A 22,523-nucleotide genomic window follows, 5' to 3' on the forward strand; every position below is an offset into this window, starting at 1 on the left:
ATCAAATGACCGATAGACAAAATGAGCGAATCAAGGGTTATATTGACTCGCTAAAGAATTTATTAGATCAACTGTAACATCTAAATCTTGTGTGGCTTCAGAATTGTCATTAACTGTTGCACTGGGGGTGCTGAAAATTTTGGCGCGACGGTGGACGCGGAAACCTGGGAGCACAATGTTTCGGCGTTGTTGTTCGGTTGGATGGTAGATGCACATCGCCGCGCGAATGTCCCGTTCAGCAAAAGCAACTTGTTCAAGGAAGAACTGCCTTCAAGTCGTTACTCGCACACGTGCTCAAGTTACTCGACGGCTATGGTGCAGATATTCACCTCTTGCGCGCCGTCGAATTGGCATGGTCGGACGCGACACTCAAAACGTTGAGCGATGACCTAGACCTGGTTTCCGCACGCGCATTGCCCGTCGTCACGCTCCGCGCATCCACCGCGCCAGCGACTGCATCTGACGCGCAATCCTATCGTTTCAAAGTGAGTTATCGCCGCGCCGAGGATGTTTGGTTCATTATCGAAACATCTGCCACGCACACACTAGATAATTTGCATTACGCGATTATTGACGCCGCCGATTTCGACGACGATCACTTGCACACGTTCTTCTTGAGCGGGCGCGTCTGGAACAAGGCAACCGAATACGGTCACGGCGACGCGCGCCATTTGAGCGCGATCCCAATTGGCAATCTGCATCTGCGACTGAAACAACGTTTTCGGTACCTTTTCGATTTTGGCGATCAACACGAATTCGACGTTCAATTGATCGAGACAAGTCCCGAACCATCGCGCGTACCGCGTCCGCGTCCGCGCATCGTCGAGCCGCACGGCACGATGCCAGCGCAATACCCAAACTGGGACGATGAATCGGAAGACATAGAGGAGGAAGATAAATGAACCTCGCCCCCGGAGATGCGTGACTATCCTTCAAATTTTTTCTCGCCTTGCCAAAACTACCATTGCGCAAAAACACAATGCCGACCTCACTCCCAGGTCGGCATGCGCGGAAAAGCAGATGCCACAGCGTGGTGGCTATTGCGCGTTGTACCTGGCTTGCACCAACTGCACCGCGAGTTCCGTGCGCGAGCGCGTGCCGGTTTTGACAAAGACCTTGGTCAGGATGTTCTTGACCGTCTTGTCGCTGATGGTGAGTTGATATGCGATTTCCTTATTGCTTGCGCCGGTCGCAACGAGCGCGGCGATTTCGCGTTCGCGGCGGGTTAGGATCGAATGATTTTCCATCACCGGTAAATGTCCTTTCGAGATTCCTGAATCTTTGTATGTAGCTGGCGCATTGCCTGATATCGCGGCAACAGCCAAAAGCGCGACCAGGTATCATGCTGCCGCAAAATCCGCAAACCCATTTCGGAAGGATCTCAGTTACCGAACTATCATCGGCAAATAGATGTTCGGAGCCGGCAAATAAAGCCGCGACGCCGGATCACCGAGCAACGTGAAGGTATCCAATAGATCATGATTTGCGCCGCCGCTGTTTACCCAAAGATACATTTTCCCGGCAATCGCCGCTGGACCAATCTCGCGTATGCGGTCGCGAAAAACCGCTTGGAAGAATCCGCGATTGAGATAGTCGTGACCGCTTGCCACACCCAGACCGCTTGCCGACCAACTCGCCAACGCGCCGCCGCCGGCAAGACGAACATTCTTTTCGGCTAAACTGGGCACGCCGGGAAAATGAAAATATCCATCGTAGCATGTCATCGCGAGAAACACCGGCAGTTTGTTCTGGTTGGTCAACGCGGGCAGGTCTGCTACACCGAACAATTGTTCCCCCGCCCAAAACTGGATCGCGCTGTGCCCCAAGTAATTCACGATTAGTCGCCCGTCGTTGATTGCCGCCAGGATTCCGTTTTTCGTCGCCGTGTTCGTGGGATAAGCCGAATATGCCAGCGCGCATTGCGGATAGGTTTGGGAATTACATGGATTAAAATAGATTCGATCAACCGTCAGGGTGGATGGCACATAGTTCGAGTTGCCCGCGATTTGATCAGACAAGTTCCAAAAATTTCCGGCATTATCCAGCGTCCCATTCGTTTGGTACGCATTGTCGCTGACGAATGTAATCGTGGAGCGCCAAGCGCCGCCGGGTGCATTTTGCTCGTAACCCAGGATTTTGTTGACCATCGTCGCGACATCTGCCGCGCTGTCCGCCGGCAGTCGTCCAATCGCCATGCTGGGAAGCGCGTTGGTCGCGTTGAACGCGACCAACCGATTGTCGCTCGCGGTTTCGCCCGCCCAGGGGTCTACAAATCGCAAGTACGGCGGAATAAAGTTCGGTTCGCCAAAGCCATAGTTGTTTTTGAAATCAAAGTTGCCGTCGCCGACGAGAAGTACGTATGCGGGCGCGGGCGATTGCCAGTTGGTGTACGCCCATTGCAGAAAATCATGGATCGCCTGCGCGTCCATCAGCCCATCGCTGAATTCGTCGTAGACATCCTGCACATCTACGATTTTGACGCGCATCCCTTGCGCGGTGCGAAAGGTCGCAAGCGGTTGAATGTTGGGTATAAAATCGCCATACGCGATAATGATGTAATCCGCGCCGTTGCTCGCGTTGCGTAAATCGGAAGGCGAATCCAACGCGATGCTCGCCGGCGATTTGAACTGCGCGGTTGTCAACGCGAGATACGTGCGCGGCGCTGTGAGCGTGTCCGCGAATTGAAATGTGTAATTTAAGCCGGCTGATGATACCGTCGCGTTCGTAATCTGCGCCACGTCGAAGGGATTCGTAATGTCGAATCCTTGGATGGTCGGCAAAGTAAAACCGTTCACTTGATATTGCCATGCGCCGGTTGCCGTTTGCCCGAAACGCCGCGTGTCGCCGATCGCGGTCAGCGTGCCGGCGTAGCCCACGTCATAATGGTTGATGTCAATCCTATTCGGCGACGGCAAGGATTCTTTGATTCGAATGGTGTTTGTGATGGCATCGAGATAGTTCTGGGGAAAGTTAAACGCGGCGACGCGCTCGACATTTCCATTCCAGGTCGTATCGTCCAAGAGATGTCCATTGATGTACGTGAGCGTCTGGTGGTCACTCGCGCTAAAGCCCGCGATGCGAATTTGGAGTGTCGCCGTGAATAAGCCACTCGCAAGGTTCGGCAGCGCAAACGCATAATCCACCGAAGTGGGATCGCCATTGTGATCCGGGTCATACGGATTGGGCGCACTGAGCCAATACCAGTGATCGCTGTCTTCCGCGCGTGGCAAGTAAGGAATGTACTGCCAGTCCTTCTCCAAATGGACACTGGCGGTAAAGGTCGTCACCAGTGTTCCCGTTCCGCTTCCATCGCGTTGCGTCATTCGCTTGCCCGCCGCGCCGCCAAAAGTGAACCAGTAGATATTTGTGTTCGTGTATTTCGTGCGCGCTGCTTGTCCATAGAACAAGACAACGTCGCCGCCATCGCAATGACCGTCGTCCTGTCCCAGGACTTGTATCGCGATTTCATTTCCTTGTTTGAATATCTTCAGCGTGCGCGGATCGAGCGTCGTGAGATTGATGCCCGCGTTCGCGAACTGGGCACAGGTGATTTGATAGATGCCATCGTCGCTCACGGCGATCTTGTACCAGGGACCGGCGGCGTTGACCTGGGTCGCCCTAGGCGGTCTCACGGCTTGGGTCGGTTTGGCTCGACTCCGCCAATTCTTCGCCGACGAATAGTTGACGATAGAACGCGCTAACATCGGCTCGAAGAAACCTTCGTTGATCGGTTGACCCAGCATCGATGAACGCGCGCCGCCAGGGTACGTAAAAGTCAGTTCCACGCGCAGGCGGCGATGAAAAATCAGTTGACGCGACGCCGCGTTGTATTGAAGCGGTGCGAACTCGATTAACGCATAGCGTTGACTGCGCCAAGTTCCAAACGAGACGAGGCGAACTGTACTCGCAGGATAAACCTGGCTCGTGGAATAAGCAGAGCTATCTGGGATAAACGCGCGTCCCAGGTAGCGCGGCAGGGTCTGGGTCGGATCGAATTGAACCTGGGTCGTCGGCGCGGGCAGAGACGGATGCGCAAGCACATCGTTGCGTGTTTCGTCGCCGACGAGACGCAGAGCAACATCTGCGCCCGCGGGAATTCCGACGAGTGTGCCTTTGATCGGAAGTTGTGGTTTGCCGGGCGCATTGGTTTGTCCCAGGTCGGAGATTGCCAGCGCGATGAATCTGGAGTTGCCAACAGTTTCCACGCGCGAATCGTAGCTGGAGATAACAAGTTCCAAGATGACATGGTTCGCGTCGGACGCGATTACATTCAACTGCGCTGAAGATGCCGCATTTGCAGACGAACTTGAAACAAAAAATATTCCCATACTAAAGCCAATGGCAACCACGGCATACACCAACCATTGTTTCCAGCGAATCTTCACTGCGCCCGACCTGTGTGCACATTCATCTACAGACATTGTCCGGTGGTCTGATTGATAATGCCTGAACAGCAGGGACGGCTAGCGGTTGGGTATTCACCCGGGAGGGCACAGCCGCCCGCCTGCGCCGGCGTCGGCGCGACAATAGAGGCGATGATTGGCACGGTGATTGTCGTGGCGACTAACCCCGCTCGCTTTATAAACTCCCGTCGAGTGATGCGCGCTAATTCGTCCGGCAAAGTAATCGGCGTTTGCAACAAATGTTGCTTGTCGAGTTGCCCAAGACCATACCACACCACTTGCGGGTCCATTGCCAACAATCGCGCAATGTCCGAGATAGAGTGTTTACCGTCACAGTGTTTCCAGATAATCGCGGCGGTCGGGTTCAAGCAATGCGCGGCGTTTCGCTCGTGGTCATAGACCATCGTTTCGCCATCCAAGTCTTCGACATCCAGCCCTGCCACGCGAGCATCGGGCAAAATTGATTCGCTTGTGTTCATATTACCTCCAGGATGAATACTTGTTCAGAATTGAATCTACGACGTGCCTCGCTTCGCCGCGCGCGCTTTTGAGCACCGGCGCGCGCGTGACGATCTGTCGAAAGATGGGCAACATCTGCGCGGGCTTGCTACGCGCCGCGATCGTGTGGGCAACCAGCGCGAGCGCGCCATGCCCAGGCGAAAGTCGTTGCGGTCGCCACTGCGCGCGCGCGCGATATTCGCTCACCAAAATCATACCGACGGGTAATGGCGCGTCGCCGGCTTGACCGCCGAAATGTTCGACAGGATAATTGTTGGCGCGTCCATCGAGTCCATCGCGCACCGACAGCCATTTCGGATATGGATGCACGCGCCCGCGCGCATCGAACACGGCGTACTCGTCCGAATAGTAGGTTGCCCCGGCGCGCACGAACTCGGCGACGAGCGTGGTCTTGCCGCTCATGCTTCGCCCTGGGATGACGATGGCTTGCCCTTGCCAGCCCACCACTCCCGCATGAACAAACAGTCTGCGGTGCGCGTGCTCGGCGACATACCGTTGCAAGTCCGCTTCGAACGCGATGAGTAGATCGCTCACAGTTAGGGAGCGCGCGAGTTGCGTGTGATCGCCGTAGAACAAATTGAAATGCCGGATTCGCGACGACAGACTCGGCTTTCCCAGGATGAGCGAATAAAGTCGGTCAACAATGAGCGAGTTCATCGGCTTGCGCCGCGGCGGCAGGCACGCATCAATTTGTTGGAGTGCCTGCGGCGCGTTCGTCCGAATTCCAATCCGAACTCCATGACTCACAAAAGCCATGCTTGCCACCCAGTCCAGGGTGTCCAACTTTTTCATTCAAGTCGTTTGCCGCTTGAGGCGCGGCATGTTCTCGATGGACAAGCGGATTACCTTTCAAAAAAGTGCCGAGTAAGACGTAATTCGTAATTGGTAATTGGTAATTACGTTTTACGCCTCCACTGAAAAAACAAAACCTTACCGCAAAGACGCGAAGAACGCAAGTTTTTTTATTATTTTTCAGGTTTTACTTAGCGTCCTTTGCGTCTTCGCGGTTCGATCCAACCTTTCTTCAGACGAGTCGTTTTACGTTTCACGTTTCACGCATGACGTACCACTTTGTGTATTCCAACGAAAGGATTGCCGGTTATTTCTTGATGAGAGGTATAAACACCGGAATCGTTCCGCGTGGCATCGCGGTTGTGATCGGACCATACGTCGTCCGCGCGCCATTCCGCGCGATTTCGACGAGACGGTATTGCGCCGTTTGTCCTTCAGGAACCGACGTGTCTCTCACGGAATAGAGCGCCCCGCCCCCCGCGCCTTTCGCGGGAATGAACGCGCCGACCGGCGAAAAGGTCTTGCCATCCAACGCGCGTTCGAGTTGAAAACCGGACGTATCCACTTCCGTCATGGTTTGCCATTCGACCGTAATCCCCGTCGCATCCGGTTTGGCTTCCAAGCGCGCGAGTGTAACTGCCGTTGGCGTGTTAGGACCGATTCCAAAGGTCGAGAACGAGGACACACTGGCTTGGACATAGACCCCATTCGCATCACTGCCGCCCGTGCCAGAAATTTTTTCCCAACCGGTACTGCTGTTGCAATGGAAGATCGCCAAGTTGTATGGACTTGATGTTGTGTTTCCATTTGCCTCATTCGGGTTGCTGGCGGAAAAGTACAGCCGCATCGTATATGTTCCGCCTACCTGCTGTGGTACGATGTCGAACAACTTCAAGACCGGAGTTCCAGACAACGTAGTTGTTCCACAAGTCGTTGGTTGGAGATTCGACGTAACGGTCACCGCCGTCGTCCAAAGACTAACTCCTGCCGTTTTGGTCAGTAGCACTGCATCGCGATTCCGGGCATCCTTGAATGTCCAGGTGTTATAGTTGATGATATACTGGGACGGCGTTTCGCGGCGCAGTTTGCCATTCTGAATGAACTGGGTACAACTGCCGCCGGTGGCGGCGCTGATAAAGTCATCCGTCACGTCCACCGTGGTGTTGGCGTTGATGGTGATATTGCAGAAAGCGAGTGTGCCTTCGGTTTGGGTTGGCAAATTCACCGTGACGACGCCGTTCTTGGCAAAGACGACTGTGCCGGTGCCGGCGTTCCAAGTTCCGCTTGTGGTCCAGTTCCCATTCACAGTCAGCGTCGAACTGCCAGCATTCCAGGTTCCACTAGAGAGATTGAAATCATTGATTGTTAGTGTCGAACTATTCGCGTTCCAGGTTCCGCCATAGAGATTCATATTACCGGCGGTCATCGTCCAACTGTTGGCATTCCAGGTGGTGCCGTTGTACAGAGACACATCGCTCGTGGTGATATTACCAACCACATTCAGCGTCACATTCTTGTTGACGGTTACACTTTCCGAATAAGTTCCGGCGTAGACGGTTACTGTTCCGCCGGTCCTGACATTGTTCATCGCTTCGTTAATCGTCGCGTAGCAGGGTATGTTACCGCCGCACACCAAATCGTCATCGGCATATACATTTGTTTGCGTCGGTGGGGTAAGGTCCGCGGTCCATGCGCCGCGTCCATGGGTGCCAGCAATCAACACGGTTGTACCAGTACTGTTTCCGCCGCCCATCCATTGCAAGTCCTCCACAGCAACGTTGGCAGGACCATCGCCGTTGCGCCCGGTTCCGGTGGGCACATTCCAGGTCGCGCCCGTATCTACGCTGGCAAAGATACCAATCTCGGTGCCAACATAAAGCCAGGCACTGTTGCTGGGATTGATCGCCACTGCATAGATTGGTACTTGCGGCAGATTGCTGGTGATGCTGGTCCAAGTTGTCCCGCCATCCGTTGTACGCCAGAGGCGATTTGTACCAAAGCCGTTAAATCCCACATAGACGATACTGCTATTGTTCTTATCAATCGCGATACTGCCTATCTGCGTCCCAGGATTATTTGCGCCGATATTTGTATCGACGCGCGTCCAGGTTGGCGTGGTACTTGTCCCATTCGTCGTCATGTAAATTTGGCTGTTTTTGTGACCCACCCAAATCACGTTCGAGTTGCTCGGTGCAATGGCGATTGCATTGATTCCACTACCAATCGAAGACTTAATCGCCGTCCATTGCGGACCACCTGTCAGACTGTTATAGACGTACGGCGTCCGAACATCGTTGCTAACCCAGAGCGAAAGGTCGCCTACGAAAAGCCGATTGGCGTTATTAGGATCGAGCAGGATAGGCGCAATGAAACTACCTACCCTATTGCACGCGTCGTCAATCCGATACGGTGCCGCGCGGCAAGTCCAGGCACTACCGTCCCAATAGGTCCCCCAAATGGAATCTGAATCACCCACTCCACCAGTGTCGGAGCGATGCACTTGACCGTAGATATACTCATTGTAGAGGTAATTAGGATTCGTCGGATCAGCGGCGGACTTGCCACCATCACCACCACTAAAAAAGGTCCAAGCATTGGCTCCGCCGGCAGGAGTGTACACCGTTGCCCCATTATCCTGACTGCCGCCGATCAAGACACCGTTGTTGTTGCCTGCGACGCCGTAGAATTGCGTAATGCCCAGGTTGTTGTTCATATAGACCCAACCCAGGTTCATATCCGCATTCGTCCCAGCCGTGGTGATATCGGCGGTATAGTACATGCCTCCATCGTTGCCATTGAGCAGGGCGAGGTTAGAGCCGGGTATAGATACAAGCGCGTGATGATCGGCATGGGGTGAGGGTGGGTTTCTATAATGCCATGAATAACCCCAGTAAGCGATCTTGGTAAACGTCGCTCCACCGTCAGTGGACTTGTACATATCCACACCGGCGACGACGACAAAGTTCGGGTCGTCTGGTTTCACCCAAATCGCGTTGTCGTAATCGCCTTGAGTAGCCAGTAACTGCTGACCCGTGTTCACGCGGGTGTAGGTATGTCCACCATCCGTACTCTTGTACACGTCACCCGAGTTTTGATTCACACTGGCATAAACGATGGAGGGATTACTGGGCGAGTATGCCAGCTCAACGCGTCCAGAGATGGCGGGAGTGAAGGTCGCGGCTGCCCAGCCAGATGCACCGCCACCTGTCGTATACCAAGAGTAACCGACCGCGCCAGCCACGGCGTTATTGCTGTTCGTCGGGTCAAATTTTACATCCCGCCAGCTAGTGGTCACGCGTCGCGTCCAAGAAGTGCCGCCATCGGTACTGTGATAGAGACCGGTGCCGGTCGCCGCCAGCAGATTTGCGCCATTTTGTGAGATAGCGAGCCGGTTCACAAAATACCACTGATCGTTGTTCGTGCTGGTGAGTTGGGTCCAGGTGGTACCACCGTCCGTACTCTTGAAAACCCCTGCCCCGCGAAAGCCGGTGCCCGAGGTTTCACCCGTGCCGGCGTACATCACGTTGGCGTTGGTCGGATCCACGATCAAACTACTGATCCCCAGGTTCGCCATCCAATCGTCAATCGACGACCAAGTGGTGCTGGTCGAACAGCAGTTGGTTGTCTTCCAGAGACCGCCAGAGACACTGCCGATAAATACAGTACTGGCACTGAGCGGCAGAATCGAGCGGATACGCCCGCCAACATTGCTTGGACCAGCAAAAGTCCAACTCACATTATCAATGCCGGCTACGCGTGGCGCACGCGCGTGCTGTTGCACCATGGACTTGCGCGTGTTCAGCGCATTGATGAGCGCACCATCGGGAATCTGTCCGCTCTTGTCTTTCATCTGATCAAAGCGCCATTGAAAGTATTCCTCAATGGTCGCGGCTTCGTTTTCTTCTCCTTGCTCGACGGATTGCGCGTTCCATACGGCAGAATTCGAGAACGCGAAGAACAACCCGCCCATAATCGTCAATAGGACAAAAAGGATTCGCCGATTGGTTAAGGAAAACAGCTTGGACATGGAGTATTCTCCCTTTTTGATTTAGAGACGCTGATTATTGACCGTCCTTATGGGACGGCTTGGATTGGAAATACCCAGCGAACAATGTTCGGCGGACAGGGCGTGCCGCCCGGACACGGCGGCGGGATACTTTCCAAAACAATCTCGGTGTGACCCGCCGCAATCACGCGGAAAAACCAACCGCTCGCGCCCGGTTTCTTCATCTTTTCCGGCAGTGTGAGCGCGAGCAAGACTTGATCATAATAGTTGACGTTCCATTCATAGCCGGGAAAATCCACGACATTGATAATCTGTCCCACCTTAACCGTCGTCGCGATCTGATGGTGTGACTCTGTGAGCACCACATCGGCGCGAATGGTCGTCGCTATTGGGGTCACAGCAATTGGAGTTGGCGAAGCAGATGCCGGCGATGCGCTACCTGGAACACGCGTTGCCGCCGCGGTCGGCGTCGCACTCGCGGGAACGGTTGGCGTAGCACACGCGCCAAGCAGCAACAATGCCACCCACCAAACGATTATCGCTTTGCCATTTCCCTCGATCCGCTTGACCTTATCCATCGCGCCCCAGTTGGTTTTGCACCGCAGGTTTTGATTTAGCCGCTATTTCACATTCGCCAAACTCGGTTTGCAGGAACTGAACCAGCGCATCTAAATTGGGAAACGAATAATAATCGCCGGTCATCGTGCTTTGCACCGATGCCACCCAGGTGTGCCGGTTTTCCGTCTGCATCCGGCGAAGTCGCAACAGGAACGAGGCATAACGTGGCTTGGAATCCAACATGCTAAATGATCTCCTCTTGTGTAACAACATACACTAGCCCTATCACGAAATTATCACCGGTCATCACTGTCCCACATCGCCTTGATTCAGCCGAAAGTATTCCTGGGTCTGGCTCGCCGCCGAGCGGATGGCATCATTCACGGAAGCGTCGCCGTAGAACGCGCGTTTGATTTCTTGATTGAGTGCATCCTCGATGTCGAGCCAGGTCGTCATGATCGGCACGCGGCGAATGTGCGGCGCCATGTCCAAATAAACGCGATTGCTCGCCGGCGCAAGCTTCGAACTGAGGAACAACGGCGATTCGGCGACGGACTTGAGCGACGGTACGGTGCGCCCCGAAGCAACAATGATTTTCTGTCCCTCACTGCTGTTGGCGAATTCGACGAATGCCCACGCCGCCGATTTATTCTTTGAATCGCGGGCGATGCAATAGCCATCGCTGTGCAACATCGTCGCGACATTATTGTCGCCCGGCAGCGGCGCGATGTCCCACTCGAAATCTTTGATCGTGTCGCGCAATTCAGGCGTGATGGAGCGACTCTGCAAAAGCATACCTAACGTGCCGTGCTGAAATCGCGATTGAGATTTTTCGGTTGCCTCGTCGGCTTTGGAGGGAACGACATGTTCCTTCACTTGGAGATTCACAAACCATTGAAACGCTTCGCGCGACGGGACCGAATCCAGCGCGAGTCGCACCGGCTTGTTGAGATCGTCAACCAACTCGCCGCCGTGCGCCCAGATAAAAGGCGCGAGTCGCAATGCGACGGGGTCAACGCCCAAGCCGTACTGCACGACCTTGCCGTTCGCCGATTTGGTCAACGCGCGCGCGGCGCTGAGAAAATCATTCCACGTCCAGTTGCTTTTGGGGAACGGAACGTTCGCGGCGGTAAATAATTTCTTGTTGTAATAAACTTGGAGCGACGACAAATTTTGGGGAAGGCAGTATTGCTTGCCCTTGAACTTGAACGCGTCGAGCGCGACGGAATAGAAATCGGCTGGCTCGATGACCTGGCTCTCCGCGATAAATCCATCCACTGGTTCGAGCACGCCTTTGATCGCGAACTGACCAAAGCGGCGATAGTTAATCAGGAATACATCGGGCGGCGTCTTGGCGGCGAAATCGGCGGCGAGGCGTTTCAAGAATTGCGCGCTGTCGGGAACGTTGTTGATCGTGACCTTGATGTTGGGTTGAACCTTGGCGAACGCGTCAACGAGTTGCTGATAGCCCGCCGCTCCTTCCGGCGTATCACTCAGCACCAGCACAATCTCACCTTTGGGCGCGCCGGGTACGGCAGAAATTGCCGTTGAAGCGACAGGCGCGCACGCGACCATCGCGCAGACGAACAGTAAAAACAGAATCGTTCTTTTCATTGTGTTATTCCATGAGCGCGCATTGCTGCCGCGAATTTTGATTTCACCGCAGAGACGCGGAGGACGCTGAGTTTTTCTATATGAATTTCTCCGCGCCCTCTGCGCTCTCCGCGTCTCTGCGGTGAAATTTTATGAGTCATAGCCAAATGAGTTACGTTCGATTTTGCTTTGTCGTGCGGACGGTTCGCACGAGTTCGATCTGCTCTTGCAAAAAGAAGCGTTGCGCGAATGCAAAGAGCAGGACGATCGGCGCGACCATAATGACCGACGCCGCCATCAACACGGGATAGTTGGAGTGCGCCAGTTGTTGCAATGTTTGGAGTCCGACGGGCAAGGTATAATTCGACGGCGAGCGAAGGTACAACAACGGACTGACGTAATCGTTCCAAAAGAACGTGAATGCCAGCATCGCCACCGTGATCACACACGGCACTGCCGAAGGCAGCGCAATCGAATACCAAATCCGCAATGGGCTTGCGCCCTCGACCTGCGCTGATTCGTACACATCACGCGAGACGCGCAAGAACGCGAGATAGAAAAGCAAAACGTAGAACGGACTCGCACCCATCAACGCCGGAGCGATCAACGTTGCGAACGAATCAATCCAGCCCAGTTGGACAAAGAACAGGAATCGCGGGATCCAAACCGTCGGCGGCGGCACGAGCAACCACGCGAGGCACAGCCCGAACAAGAATACCTGGGCGCGCTTGGACAACTGCGACATGGCGAACCCAGCCCAGGATGCGGTCACCACCGTGAGTGGGACGGCGAACACAACGACGACCAAGGAATTCAAAAGAAATCTGCCGAGCGGCACATAGCGATTGAGCGCGAATAAATAATTCTCCAACGCAAACGGTGGCGCAAAAAATTCCAGACGATTCGGCGGAGGCACGGTAGTCGGTCGGAGGGAATATGAGAGCATCCAGACGAGCGGGAAAGCGAAAACGATGACGAGCGCGCCGAGCCACGCCCAGGTGATTAATCTCCGAGACAGTCGGAGAGACCGACAGAAACCTGGTTTCTCGAAGAAACCTGGTTTCTGCGCCCGTACGAATAAATTGCTACCGTCGTGTTTCATCATTCTGGGTCCGCGAGGAGTGACTGCATGCCGATGTACACCGCCGTCACCAGGTACAGGATGATTGTCCCTGCCGCGCCATAGCCATATCGGAACAAACCGAACGACTCGTCAACGATATAGTGGGGCAAGAAAAAAGTCGCATAGTACGGACCGGTTTCCGTCGTAATGAGTCCGGGCACGAACGTTCCTTGAAACGAAAGCGCAGTATCGCGAAACGAAAGCAAAAACAGCGCGGGCGCTATGAGCGGCAATACGATTCGGCGAAAAATCTGGAACCGATTCGCGCCATCAAGCGCGGCAGATTCAAACAGTTCGCGTGGAATCGTTTGCAGCATTGCCAACATCAACACAAACCCTTCGCCGAGTTGAAACAACCACATGACCACGATGGAACCGCGCGCGGTCAACGGCTCTTGCAGCCAGGCAACACTGGGCAAACCCATCGCGTTGAGCGCAAGGTTGAGCGGTCCAAATCCTGGGTTGAGAATGAGAAGCCAAACCATCGCGTACGCGACTTCGGGGATGATCGTCGGCAAGTAAACCGTGGCGCGCGCGATTTCAAACGCGCGTCCGCTTTTATTCAACGCAAGCGCAAGGAGGAACGCGCCAGCCACGCGTAAGGGCACCGCAATCGCGCCAAACCACAGCGAATTGTAGAGCGCGCGTTTAGAGCGCGGATCGGCAAAGAAATTCTGAAAGTTGGCAAAATCATTCCACCGAGGCGGGGAAAAAATATCGTACTGCGCGAACGCCAGTCCAATCGTTACAAAGACGGGAACGAGCACAAGCAATGCGCCCACGATGAGAAAAGGCGCGAGCAAGAGACGCAATTGCCACTTGTAGGAAAATAACCGAAGCGAGCGGGAAAGATGCATAGAACACCAGTTGGCGCGATGAATGTCGGCGGACAGCATACACCGGCGCTATCACGAAATTATCACCGGTCATCACGGGGCAATTGAATTTGACAGGAGAACTTGCTCCGCGTATGATTCGTCGCGCTTGCGCCCAGAACCGAAGATGAATCGGAATACGCGTCGGGTTTGGATAATTGGAGCGATCAGCGTCGAGACCCTCCAATTCCCGCGCGGCTGAACTGATACAGGAACATGCAATGCCCCATCTCTCGCTCTCTCTGCTAGGCGGTTTCCAAGTACGCTTGAATGGCGAACAACTAACCGCGTTTGGCAGCGACAAGGTTCGCGCGCTCCTTGCTTTCTTGGCGGTCGAATCCGCTCGCCCCCATCGCCGCGCCGAATTGGGCGCGATGCTTTGGCACAACCTGCCCGAAAAAAAAGCCGCCCACAATCTAAGTCAGACCTTGCTTCGGCTACGCAACGCCCTCCGCGAGCAAGCGAGCGCGCGTCGTTCCTCGCGCCAACCGTTCTTGTTGATCACCAACCAGGACGTTCAGTTCAATCCTCTTTCCGACTACAAGCTCGACGTTGCCCTATTCGACCAACTGCTCCAAGCACACCGGCAACACCAACACCAAAACGCGGCAACCTGTGCGGTCTGTATGCAATGGTTGCATCAAGCCACCAATCTCTATCGCGGCGACTTGCTCGCCGGTTTCTTTGTCCGCGACAGTCTCGGCTTTGAAGAGTGGCGACTCGCGCGGCAAGAAGCACTGCACCGGCAAATGCTGGAAGCGCTTGCCCAGTTGACCGCCGATCATGAGCGGCGCGGCGAGTACGAGCAAGTCAAGAATTATGCGCGGCGTCAGGTGACGCTTGAGCCATGGGGTGAACAGGCATATTTACAATTGATGCGCGCGCTGGTCCGCACTGGTCAACCCGCGGCGGCGCTGGAACAGTACGAGACCTACCGAAACATACTTGCGGCGGAATTGGAAATCGAGCCTTCCGCCGAAGCGACCGCGCTGTACGCGGAAATCAAAGGCGCGGAGAGCACGCGACCCGGCAACAAGGAGACGCGGCAGAGCGATGGGGACCCGCTCGGGGCGCAAGGGGAACGGCGACAGGTAACCGTGGTAGTGTGTGGACACGCAAATGTGGACATAAGGCGTGATCCTGAAACATTGCACGAACATTTGTCATTTTGCCGGCATCACTGCGAGAGCACCCTCAGCCGGTTCGGCGGCTATCGAATGCGGCGGCAAGGTGACAAGTGCTTGATCCTTTTTGGATACCCGCAAGCATTGGAGGATGCTCCGCGCCGCGCCGTAGACGCCGGACTCGCAATGGCAAAGACGTTGGAAGGCAACCGCGCCGTATCCATCGGGATTCATACGGACGTGATGATTGTGGGCGAGCGACGCGGGCAGCGATTGGAGGACCGCGACCTGTTTGGCGACGCGCCCAATCGCGCGCGCGCCTGCCAGAGCCAAGCAGAACCTGGCGCGGTCCTAATAACGGAAGAAGCCGCGCGACTAGTGCGCGGTTGGTTTGACTACGAGCCGTTGGAGATACAAGGAGCGGCGGGACTCAGTCAACCGACGCAAGTCTACCTGGTGCGCGGGCGAAGCGGAGCGCAAAGCCGGCTCGAATGGCTCGCGCAGACTCGCTGCCTCACTGCTTTTATCGGTCGCGAACCGGAACTGGATCAATTGATGGCTTGCCGAAATCAGGCTCGGCGTGGTCACGGGCAGATTGTCCTCGTCAGCGGTGAACCGGGTATTGGCAAATCGCGGCTGTTGTTCGAACTCAAAGCACGATTCCTGGAACAGCACCCAGACCGGCAAACCATCTCCGCCCAAGGCACGCCGATCTGGGTGGAGAGTCGTTGCTCGCCCTATTTTCAAAACACGAGTTTGTATCCGATCATCACTCTGCTCGAACAAATGCTCGGCTTTGAGACGGATGACAGTCTTGAGGTCAAACATGACAAGCTCTCGCTCACACTCGCGCGCTATGACTTGGTCTCCTCCGCCGAATGGCTTTTGTCGCTCTTGCTTGGACTGCCCACCAATCCGCCTGCGCCACAAACGATCACCGCGGCACAGCGCGAACGGATGCGCGAAATTTTTGTCGCGCTACTGAAAAAGCAGTCCGCCACATTTCCTCTGGTATTGGTGATCGAGGATTTGCATTGGAGCGATCCCTCCACAATCGAATGGCTCAACCATACCTTCGATTCACTCGCCGCCATTCCCTGTTTCGCACTGCTTACTTTTCGTCCCAGTTTCGCTCCGCCTTGGTTGCCGCGCGAACACCTGGTTCGGCTCGCCCTTGGACCTCTAAACGCGAACCAGACGATGCAGATGGTATCGTCTCTCATCGGCGATGCGAGTTCCTTGCGCGACGAGGTTCGCCAGCGCATCGTCACCCAAACCGACGGCATCCCGCTCTTTGTCGAAGAACTGACCGAAGCGCTAATCGAAGATCAGAATTTGAAGGTTGCGCTCCCCGCGACTCTGCGCGACTCGCTGATGGCGCGCCTCGATCATGTGGGCGCGGCGAAAGAAACCGCTCTGTGGGCGGCGACCCTGGGTCGCGATTTTTCCTACCCTGTTCTACACGCCGTCGCGCCATTTGACGAACGGCGATTGCAAAGCGACCTAGCCCGGCTCATAGACGCGGGACTGGTCTATCCGCAGAACCAGGTGGCGTATAGCTTCAAGCATGGTCTGGTGCAGGAAGCGGCGTATGCCTCGTTGCTCACGCGCACACGCCAAGATTATCACCGGCGAATCGCCGAGACCCTGGAAACGCGCTTTCCCAAAACAGCCGAAACCCAGCCCGAAGTCTTGGCGCACCACTATGCCAATGCGGGTTTGCCAACCCAGGCGATTGACTATTGGTTGCGCGCGGGCGAGCAGGCGACTGAGCACGGCGCGACGCAAGAAGCCAAAGTCTTCTTCGATCGCGCGTTGGAACAGATCGAACCAACCGACCGAGAGCGGCGCTGGCGCGCGCTGTACGGGCGAGAGACCGTACTCAATTTGCGCGAGGTGCGCGCGGCGCAGAAGAAGGATATCGAAGCGTTGCTGGAATTGGCTGATGCCTGTGAGAATGATGACTGGCGGGCGCAGGCATTTCGGCGGCAGGCGCAGTATGCCGCGCGCATGAATGATCACCAGTTAATGCTACGAGCAAGCGAAGCGGCAATCGTTGCGGCAGTGCGGGCGGGAGATCATGTGATCGAGGTGCAAATGCTGTCTGGTAAGGCGCAGGCGCTGACTCGCCTCAAGCAATGGAATGCCGCGCGCGAGGCAGTTGAAGACACTCTGGCAAAACTGCCCGGGGTTGCGGATGAGGGAGTCCAAGCCGGTGTTCTTGTTGGCATAGCGGTTTACTTTGCTGATGCAGGCGATCTGTCTCGCGCTTTGCTGTTCATGCAGCAGAGCAGGGAGACGGTGCGGCGCATGGGCGATCGTTACCGAGAGAGTCGGTTCAATGTAAACGTCGGGATTCTTTCTGCCCAGTTGGGCGACTGGGCTGATGCTCGCGCCGCGTTTGAGGAAGGACTGGCTCTTGCTGAATCTCTGGGCGACCTGGCTTCGCAGACCACGTACAGATACAATCTGAGCCACGTGTATTGGCAAAGTGGCGACCGGGACCGGGCGCGTGCAATTGGAGAGCAAGCGCTGCTAGAACTCAGGACGACGGGCTATCGAACACACAGTCTGGCGGTCTGCCTAACTCATCTAGGATTTATCCTTGAAGATGCGGGTGATTATGCCGCCGCCGCGGCGTACCTGGCAGAAGCCCGCGCCGTGTATGCCAGTGTGGGTGCGAAACCGCGGGGGACAAATGTGCAGGCGGTGGAAGCGCGCTGCATGCTAAAGCAGGGGCAGCGAGAGCAAGCACAGCAATTGGCGGCTGAAGTATGGGCATATCTGCGTGAACGTGGCAGCGATAGGGTAGACAATCCATCCAGAGCGTACTTGTGCGTAGCAGATGTAGCGAGCGTAATCGAGATTCCAGGTCTATCGCCACGCGAAGTGATCGAAGCGGGTTACCGCGATCTAATGCAGCGCGCCGAGAAGATCAGCGATGCCGAATGGCGTCAATCGTTTCTTGAAAATGTAAACGAGAACCGGGCGATTATGGAACGATGGAAGAAGATGCAGTAAAAAATTACTGCTGATTTTCTGATGACGCGTAGAACAGTTCAATCTCTTTTCGTTCCATGTTCAAGCGTTGCCCCATTCTTGCGCCATGTGATTTTGATTGGTAGCACCCTACCGAGTCAGGGTTCACCACATCGTAAACCCAACCAAACGGCTCAAAGCCACCTGGGATGCAGATGATTTACCGAAGATGCTGTCTGGTCAAGATGCGATTGCCTATTCCACCGCAAGTCCAGTTTGACAAGGATAGTAATCCGGGTATACTAGGGTCAGTACGGAACAGCAAATTCTGAGCCTGGTGAGCACTAAGTCTCTGGTAGGAAATGCCGCAGAGCCGAGGTGCTTTTTCTTTTTCTCGAATTGCGAGTCCCGGAAGATTTCCACGAAAGGAGCCAAGAAAATGGCTGATCGAGTGACTGGAACGGTTAAATGGTTCAATGCGGCAAAGGGGTACGGGTTCATCTCTCACGAAGGGAACAAGGATCTGTTTGTTCACTTTTCCGAAATTCAGGATGCGGGCGATGGCTATCGCAGCTTGAACGAGGGTGACCGAGTCGAATTCACCGTTGGTGAAAGTCCCAAGGGTCCCCAAGCAACGAACGTCACCAAAGCGAGCTAACCCTCGTCGGTGAGAGGCGGCTTCACGATTCTACTGCTATGATCGAAGAAGAATAAAGCAATTATTCGCTCAGAGAAACGCGCGGCAAGTTGTGAATACGTTAGTAAAACAGGCAGGACTGCAAGTCCTGCCTGTTTATTTATTTATTAAAACGCTGGATTGGCGCACGACACGGCATCTTCAAAATTCCGATGGACGCGCCCACGACGACCCGTGTGAAGGTTCCCTTACGTCGGGCGTTACTATCGCGATCCCGAATCAAACAACGCGGCGCTGTGCCGATTGGGTGTGCGTCAAGTTTTTGGGTGGTGAAAAAACCTTGCGAAGGTTGAACGGCAATCCTATTTGAATTGTCGTCAAAACCTTCGCAAGGTTGAGTGTTCCAAGATTTTGACGGACACCCTTGCCGATTGGGAGAATTGACAAACGCCCATGGGTGTGTTAGTATTCAATAAATCTATTGAATATCAAAAGGAGCGTCTTGATGCCCCACGCGAAAACAGGAGTGCATCACTCCAAGCGCGAATTGTATCGCCTCTTTGCGCGCATTGCCGCGGCGATGGCGAACCCCCATCGCCTGGAACTGCTTGACCTGCTGGCGCAAGGTTCGCGCACCGTCGAAGACTTGGCGCGCGAAGCGAACCTGAGCATCGCGAACGCGTCGCAACATCTGCAACGGCTTAAACGCGCGCGCTTGGTGATGGATGAGCGACAAGGCTTGTACATTCGCTATCGTATTTCCGATCCCTTGGTGACTCAATTGTGGCTCCAAGTTCGCACCGTCGCCGAACAGCAACTCGATCAAGTGAGCAGCACCCTCGACGCTTACCGCGCGCGCCGGCACGAGTTCAAACGCGTATCGCTAGATGATCTCCGTGTGCGTTTGCAAAATGGGTCTGCGGTTCTGCTCGACGTTCGCCCGACGGCTGAGTATGTGGCAGGTCATTTGCCCAAGGCGGTCTCGATTCCACTCGATGAACTTGAACGACGGCTGAACGAATTGCCGCGCCGTCGTACCATCATTGCCTATTGTCGCGGTCCGTACTGCGTTCTGGCGGATGAGGCAGCGGAGAAATTAGTTCGCAAAGGATTTCGCGTGGCGCGCTTGGAAGAAGGCGTGCACGAGTGGCAGCAAGCGGGCTACTCGCTTGCGTTTGTCGAATAGCGCGGAGGTTACTCCATGCTCATCAAACAAGTCGTGGATGAAAATCTCGGCAACTCGTCCTATCTCGTCGCATCTGAACAAACACGGCAAGCCGTCGTGATTGACGCCGAGCGCGATATTGATCGCTACGTCCGCATTGCTGAAGGATTAGGTCTGCATTTGACGCACGCGCTCGACACACACTTGCACGCCGATTTCGTTTCGGGCGCGCGCGAACTCGCCGCGCAGTACGCCGTCACGATTGGCGCAAGTGCAGATTCAAATCTCGCATTTGATTACCTGCGGTTGAAGGAAGGCGACGCGCTCTCGCTCGGCGATGTGAAACTCGGCGTCCTCGCGACGCCAGGACACACGCCCGAACACATCAGTTTCGCTTTGATTGAAGAGAAGCGCACGGAACCTACCGCGTTGTTCACCGGCGGCGCGCTCATCGTCGGCGGCGCGGCGCGCACGGATCTGCTGGGGCATCATATCACACGACCGCTGACGCGCTTGTCGTACAAGACGATTCACGAAAAATTGTTGCGCTATCCCGACGACGTTGCAGTTTATCCAACGCACGGTGCGGGATCGTTTTGCAACGCGCTGTCGAGTCCAGATCGCGCGAGCACGATTGGACGCGAGCGACAAGCGAATCCACTCACGCGCGCAACATCGGAAGAAGAATTCATCGCGCAAGCACTCGGCAATCTACCCTCGTATCCGATCTATTTCAATTATCTGCGTGCCGTCAATCAACTCGGCACGAAAGTGTTGGACGGCATTCCGATCCTGGAACCTCTCTCGCCGCGCCAAGTGCGCGAGCACATGGCGCAAGGTAGCATCGTCGTGGACACGCGCACGCCGCGCGAATTTGCGTCGGGGCATATTCCCAACTCATTCGGCATTTCCCTCGCGTCGCCGCTCAGCACCTGGGCGGGCTGGGTGTTGCCCTTTCGCGCGCCGATCATTTTGATCGGGGATGATTCCACCGCGCGCGAGGATGCCGTGCGTCAACTCATTCGCATCGGTTATGACGACTTGCGCGGCTATCTCGACGGCGGCATCGCGGCATGGCAAGCGGAAGCGTTGACTGTAACGCGCGTGCCCGTAATTTCGGTCGAAGAATTTCACTCTGCGTACGCGCGCGGCAATGCGCTGCGTGCGCTCGACGTGCGGCAAGATGCGGAATGGCGCGCGGGACATTTGCCGCGCGCCATTCACATCGAAGGCGGACGTTTGCCGTTTGGCGACCTGCCCATCGCAAAAGATGAACCGCTCGTCATTCACTGCGGCCACAGCGACCGCTCGGCGGTGGCGATTTCTGTGTTGGAACGACGCGGGTATCGCGACTTGCGATTGTTGTACGGCGGCTTTAGTGCGTGGTCAAGCGCGGGCTATCCTGTGGTGCGGGGCGATGCCTAAACCCATCGCGCTCGGCTTGCGCGCAAACTGGGAACAGTTCGCGCTCCTCGTCATCGTCAACGCGTTCGTCGGCGCGATGGTCGGATTGGAACGCACTATCGTTCCGCTGATCGCCGTGCAAGATTTCGGACTCGTTGCGCGCTCGGTCATTCTTTCGTTCCTTGTCAGTTTCGGCATCGTCAAAGCATTTGCCAATTTGCTGGCGGGACGATTCTCCGATCGCATCGGGCGCAAGCGGATTCTCGTCGCCGGTTGGCTCGCGGGATTGCCGGTGCCATTTCTCCTCATTCTCGCGCCGAGCTGGGGCTGGATCGTTTTCGCGAATGTGCTCCTGGGAATCAATCAAGGTCTGTGTTGGTCTACCACCGTCATTATGAAGATTGATCTCGTTGGACCCAAACAACGCGGACTCGCGATGGGGCTGAACGAATTCGCGGGTTACGTCGCCGTCTCGCTCTCCGCATTCGGCACGGGTTATCTCGCCGCCCACTTTGGTTTGCGTCCCGCGCCGTTTCTCCCAGGCATCGCGTTCGCCACACTGGGTTTGTTGCTTTCGCTCTTCTTCGTCCGCGAAACGCGTGGACACGCGCGGCATGAGGCAATACTCGTTCCCGCAGTTCCCTCAGTTCCTTCATTTCCAAGCGAAGGGAAAAAAGGAACTGAGGGAACTGCGGGAACTCAAAAGAAATCTTTTGCAGAGATTCTATTGCTGACGAGTTGGCGCGACCGTGCGCTCTTTGCCGCGAGTCAAGCCGGGATGATAAACAATCTCAACGACGGGATGGTGTGGGGGCTTGTGCCGATTTTTCTCGCGGGCGCAGGACTATCACTCGAACAAATCGGAATCATCGCCGGCATTTATCCTGGGGTGTGGGGCATCAGTCAACTGTTCACGGGCGCGCTTTCGGATCGCTGGGGACGCAAGTGGATGATCGTCGCGGGGATGTGGGTGCAAGCCATCGGCATCGCGCTGTTTGTCATCGGCAAAGCATTCGCAGTCTGGCTCGGCGGCGCGATTCTGCTCGGCATCGGCACCGCGCTCGTTTATCCGACGTTGCTCGCCGCCGTATCCGATGTCGCGCATCCCGATTGGCGCGCGACGGCGGTCGGCGTTTATCGTTTGTGGCGCGATGGCGGGTACGCGATAGGTGCGCTGCTGTCAGGATTGCTGGCAGATTGGCTCGGCATTCCGATTGCGATTGCCGCGATTGGCGCGTTGACTTTTTTTTCAGGCGTAATCGTCGCCGGGGTGATGTATGAAACCTTGCCCGCGCGACAGAAGACTGTACCCTCAGCGAACCCCAATTCATTGAAAGTGATTTAG

16 protein-coding genes are annotated in these 22,523 nt (G+C 55.6%); 6 read left to right on the forward strand and 10 right to left on the reverse strand.

The annotated features are described in order from the left end of the window. Positions 1-290 precede the first annotated feature (290 nt). Positions 291-902, forward strand: a complete 612-nt coding sequence (locus HY868_02605; GenBank protein MBI5301000.1) for a hypothetical protein — start codon at positions 291-293, stop codon at positions 900-902. Positions 903-1,037: 135 nt separating this feature from the next. Here the strand turns inward: HY868_02605 and HY868_02610 are convergent, their stop codons facing one another. From HY868_02610 to HY868_02655, 10 genes are all read right to left on the reverse strand, one after another. Continuing rightward, positions 1,038-1,247: a response regulator transcription factor gene (locus HY868_02610; GenBank protein MBI5301001.1), complete on the reverse strand. Its 210-nt coding sequence runs from the start codon at positions 1,245-1,247 to the stop codon at positions 1,038-1,040. A gap of 138 nt (positions 1,248-1,385) precedes the next feature. After that, complete coding sequence (locus HY868_02615) at positions 1,386-4,205, reverse strand: hypothetical protein (GenBank protein ID MBI5301002.1); 2,820 nt, start codon at positions 4,203-4,205, stop codon at positions 1,386-1,388. A 206-nt stretch (positions 4,206-4,411) separates the two neighbouring features. Continuing rightward, positions 4,412-4,882, reverse strand: a complete 471-nt coding sequence (locus HY868_02620; protein ID MBI5301003.1) for a PqqD family protein — start codon at positions 4,880-4,882, stop codon at positions 4,412-4,414. A 1-nt stretch (position 4,883) separates the two neighbouring features. Then, positions 4,884-5,714: a hypothetical protein gene (locus HY868_02625; protein MBI5301004.1), complete on the reverse strand. Its 831-nt coding sequence runs from the start codon at positions 5,712-5,714 to the stop codon at positions 4,884-4,886. A 307-nt stretch (positions 5,715-6,021) separates the two neighbouring features. Then, entirely contained in the window at positions 6,022-9,741 is a 3,720-nt protein-coding gene (locus tag HY868_02630) for a hypothetical protein (GenBank protein MBI5301005.1), read from the reverse strand. 47 nt (positions 9,742-9,788) lie between these two features. Next, positions 9,789-10,298, reverse strand: a complete 510-nt coding sequence (locus HY868_02635) for a protease inhibitor I42 family protein (protein ID MBI5301006.1) — start codon at positions 10,296-10,298, stop codon at positions 9,789-9,791. After that, positions 10,291-10,521, reverse strand: coding sequence for a hypothetical protein (locus HY868_02640; protein ID MBI5301007.1), 231 nt, complete (start codon positions 10,519-10,521; stop codon positions 10,291-10,293). Before HY868_02640 ends, HY868_02635 begins: the two co-directional genes overlap by 8 nt. 63 nt (positions 10,522-10,584) lie before the next feature. Continuing rightward, the gene (locus HY868_02645; GenBank protein ID MBI5301008.1) at positions 10,585-11,892 is read right to left on the reverse strand and encodes a sugar ABC transporter substrate-binding protein; all 1,308 of its coding nucleotides are present in this window, start codon (positions 11,890-11,892) and stop codon (positions 10,585-10,587) included. Between the two features lie 151 nt (positions 11,893-12,043). Beyond that, positions 12,044-12,973 (reverse strand): carbohydrate ABC transporter permease, encoded by a 930-nt coding sequence (locus tag HY868_02650; protein ID MBI5301009.1) that lies wholly within the window; start codon positions 12,971-12,973, stop codon positions 12,044-12,046. Next, the gene (locus HY868_02655) at positions 12,973-13,851 is read right to left on the reverse strand and encodes a sugar ABC transporter permease (protein ID MBI5301010.1); all 879 of its coding nucleotides are present in this window, start codon (positions 13,849-13,851) and stop codon (positions 12,973-12,975) included. The genes HY868_02650 and HY868_02655 overlap by 1 nt, the downstream gene beginning before the upstream one ends. Positions 13,852-14,090: 239 nt before the next feature. Here HY868_02655 and HY868_02660 point away from each other — a divergent pair, with 239 nt between their 5' ends. The 5 genes from HY868_02660 (at position 14,091) to HY868_02680 (ending at position 22,523) form a co-directional block, all read left to right on the forward strand. Further along, a complete protein-coding gene (locus HY868_02660; protein MBI5301011.1) occupies positions 14,091-18,014 on the forward strand; it encodes an AAA family ATPase in 3,924 nt (1,307 codons plus the stop codon). Positions 18,015-18,411: 397 nt separating this feature from the next. Beyond that, positions 18,412-18,630 (forward strand): cold shock domain-containing protein, encoded by a 219-nt coding sequence (locus tag HY868_02665; GenBank protein ID MBI5301012.1) that lies wholly within the window; start codon positions 18,412-18,414, stop codon positions 18,628-18,630. 484 nt (positions 18,631-19,114) lie between these two features. Beyond that, the gene (locus HY868_02670; protein ID MBI5301013.1) at positions 19,115-19,795 is read left to right on the forward strand and encodes a metalloregulator ArsR/SmtB family transcription factor; all 681 of its coding nucleotides are present in this window, start codon (positions 19,115-19,117) and stop codon (positions 19,793-19,795) included. A gap of 15 nt (positions 19,796-19,810) precedes the next feature. Continuing rightward, a complete protein-coding gene (locus HY868_02675) occupies positions 19,811-21,199 on the forward strand; it encodes an MBL fold metallo-hydrolase (protein MBI5301014.1) in 1,389 nt (462 codons plus the stop codon). Continuing rightward, entirely contained in the window at positions 21,192-22,523 is a 1,332-nt protein-coding gene (locus tag HY868_02680) for an MFS transporter (protein ID MBI5301015.1), read from the forward strand. Before HY868_02675 ends, HY868_02680 begins: the two co-directional genes overlap by 8 nt.

It is taken from the genome of Chloroflexota bacterium (genome assembly GCA_016219275.1).
Classification (GTDB): Bacteria; Chloroflexota; Anaerolineae; order UBA4142; family UBA4142; genus JACRBM01.

Coding starts and splice junctions, on each gene's coding strand:
- HY868_02610 (MBI5301001.1), bottom strand. CDS start 1,247: ATGGAAAATCATTCGATCCTAACCCGCCGCGAACGCGAAATCGCCGCG.
- HY868_02620 (MBI5301003.1), bottom strand. CDS start 4,882: ATGAACACAAGCGAATCAATTTTGCCCGATGCTCGCGTGGCAGGGCTG.
- HY868_02625 (MBI5301004.1), bottom strand. CDS start 5,714: ATGAAAAAGTTGGACACCCTGGACTGGGTGGCAAGCATGGCTTTTGTG.
- HY868_02630 (MBI5301005.1), bottom strand. CDS start 9,741: ATGTCCAAGCTGTTTTCCTTAACCAATCGGCGAATCCTTTTTGTCCTA.
- HY868_02635 (MBI5301006.1), bottom strand. CDS start 10,298: ATGGATAAGGTCAAGCGGATCGAGGGAAATGGCAAAGCGATAATCGTT.
- HY868_02640 (MBI5301007.1), bottom strand. CDS start 10,521: ATGTTGGATTCCAAGCCACGTTATGCCTCGTTCCTGTTGCGACTTCGC.
- HY868_02645 (MBI5301008.1), bottom strand. CDS start 11,892: ATGAAAAGAACGATTCTGTTTTTACTGTTCGTCTGCGCGATGGTCGCG.
- HY868_02650 (MBI5301009.1), bottom strand. CDS start 12,973: ATGAAACACGACGGTAGCAATTTATTCGTACGGGCGCAGAAACCAGGT.
- HY868_02655 (MBI5301010.1), bottom strand. CDS start 13,851: ATGCATCTTTCCCGCTCGCTTCGGTTATTTTCCTACAAGTGGCAATTG.
- HY868_02660 (MBI5301011.1), top strand. CDS start 14,091: ATGCCCCATCTCTCGCTCTCTCTGCTAGGCGGTTTCCAAGTACGCTTG.
- HY868_02665 (MBI5301012.1), top strand. CDS start 18,412: ATGGCTGATCGAGTGACTGGAACGGTTAAATGGTTCAATGCGGCAAAG.
- HY868_02670 (MBI5301013.1), top strand. CDS start 19,115: ATGCCCCACGCGAAAACAGGAGTGCATCACTCCAAGCGCGAATTGTAT.
- HY868_02675 (MBI5301014.1), top strand. CDS start 19,811: ATGCTCATCAAACAAGTCGTGGATGAAAATCTCGGCAACTCGTCCTAT.
- HY868_02680 (MBI5301015.1), top strand. CDS start 21,192: ATGCCTAAACCCATCGCGCTCGGCTTGCGCGCAAACTGGGAACAGTTC.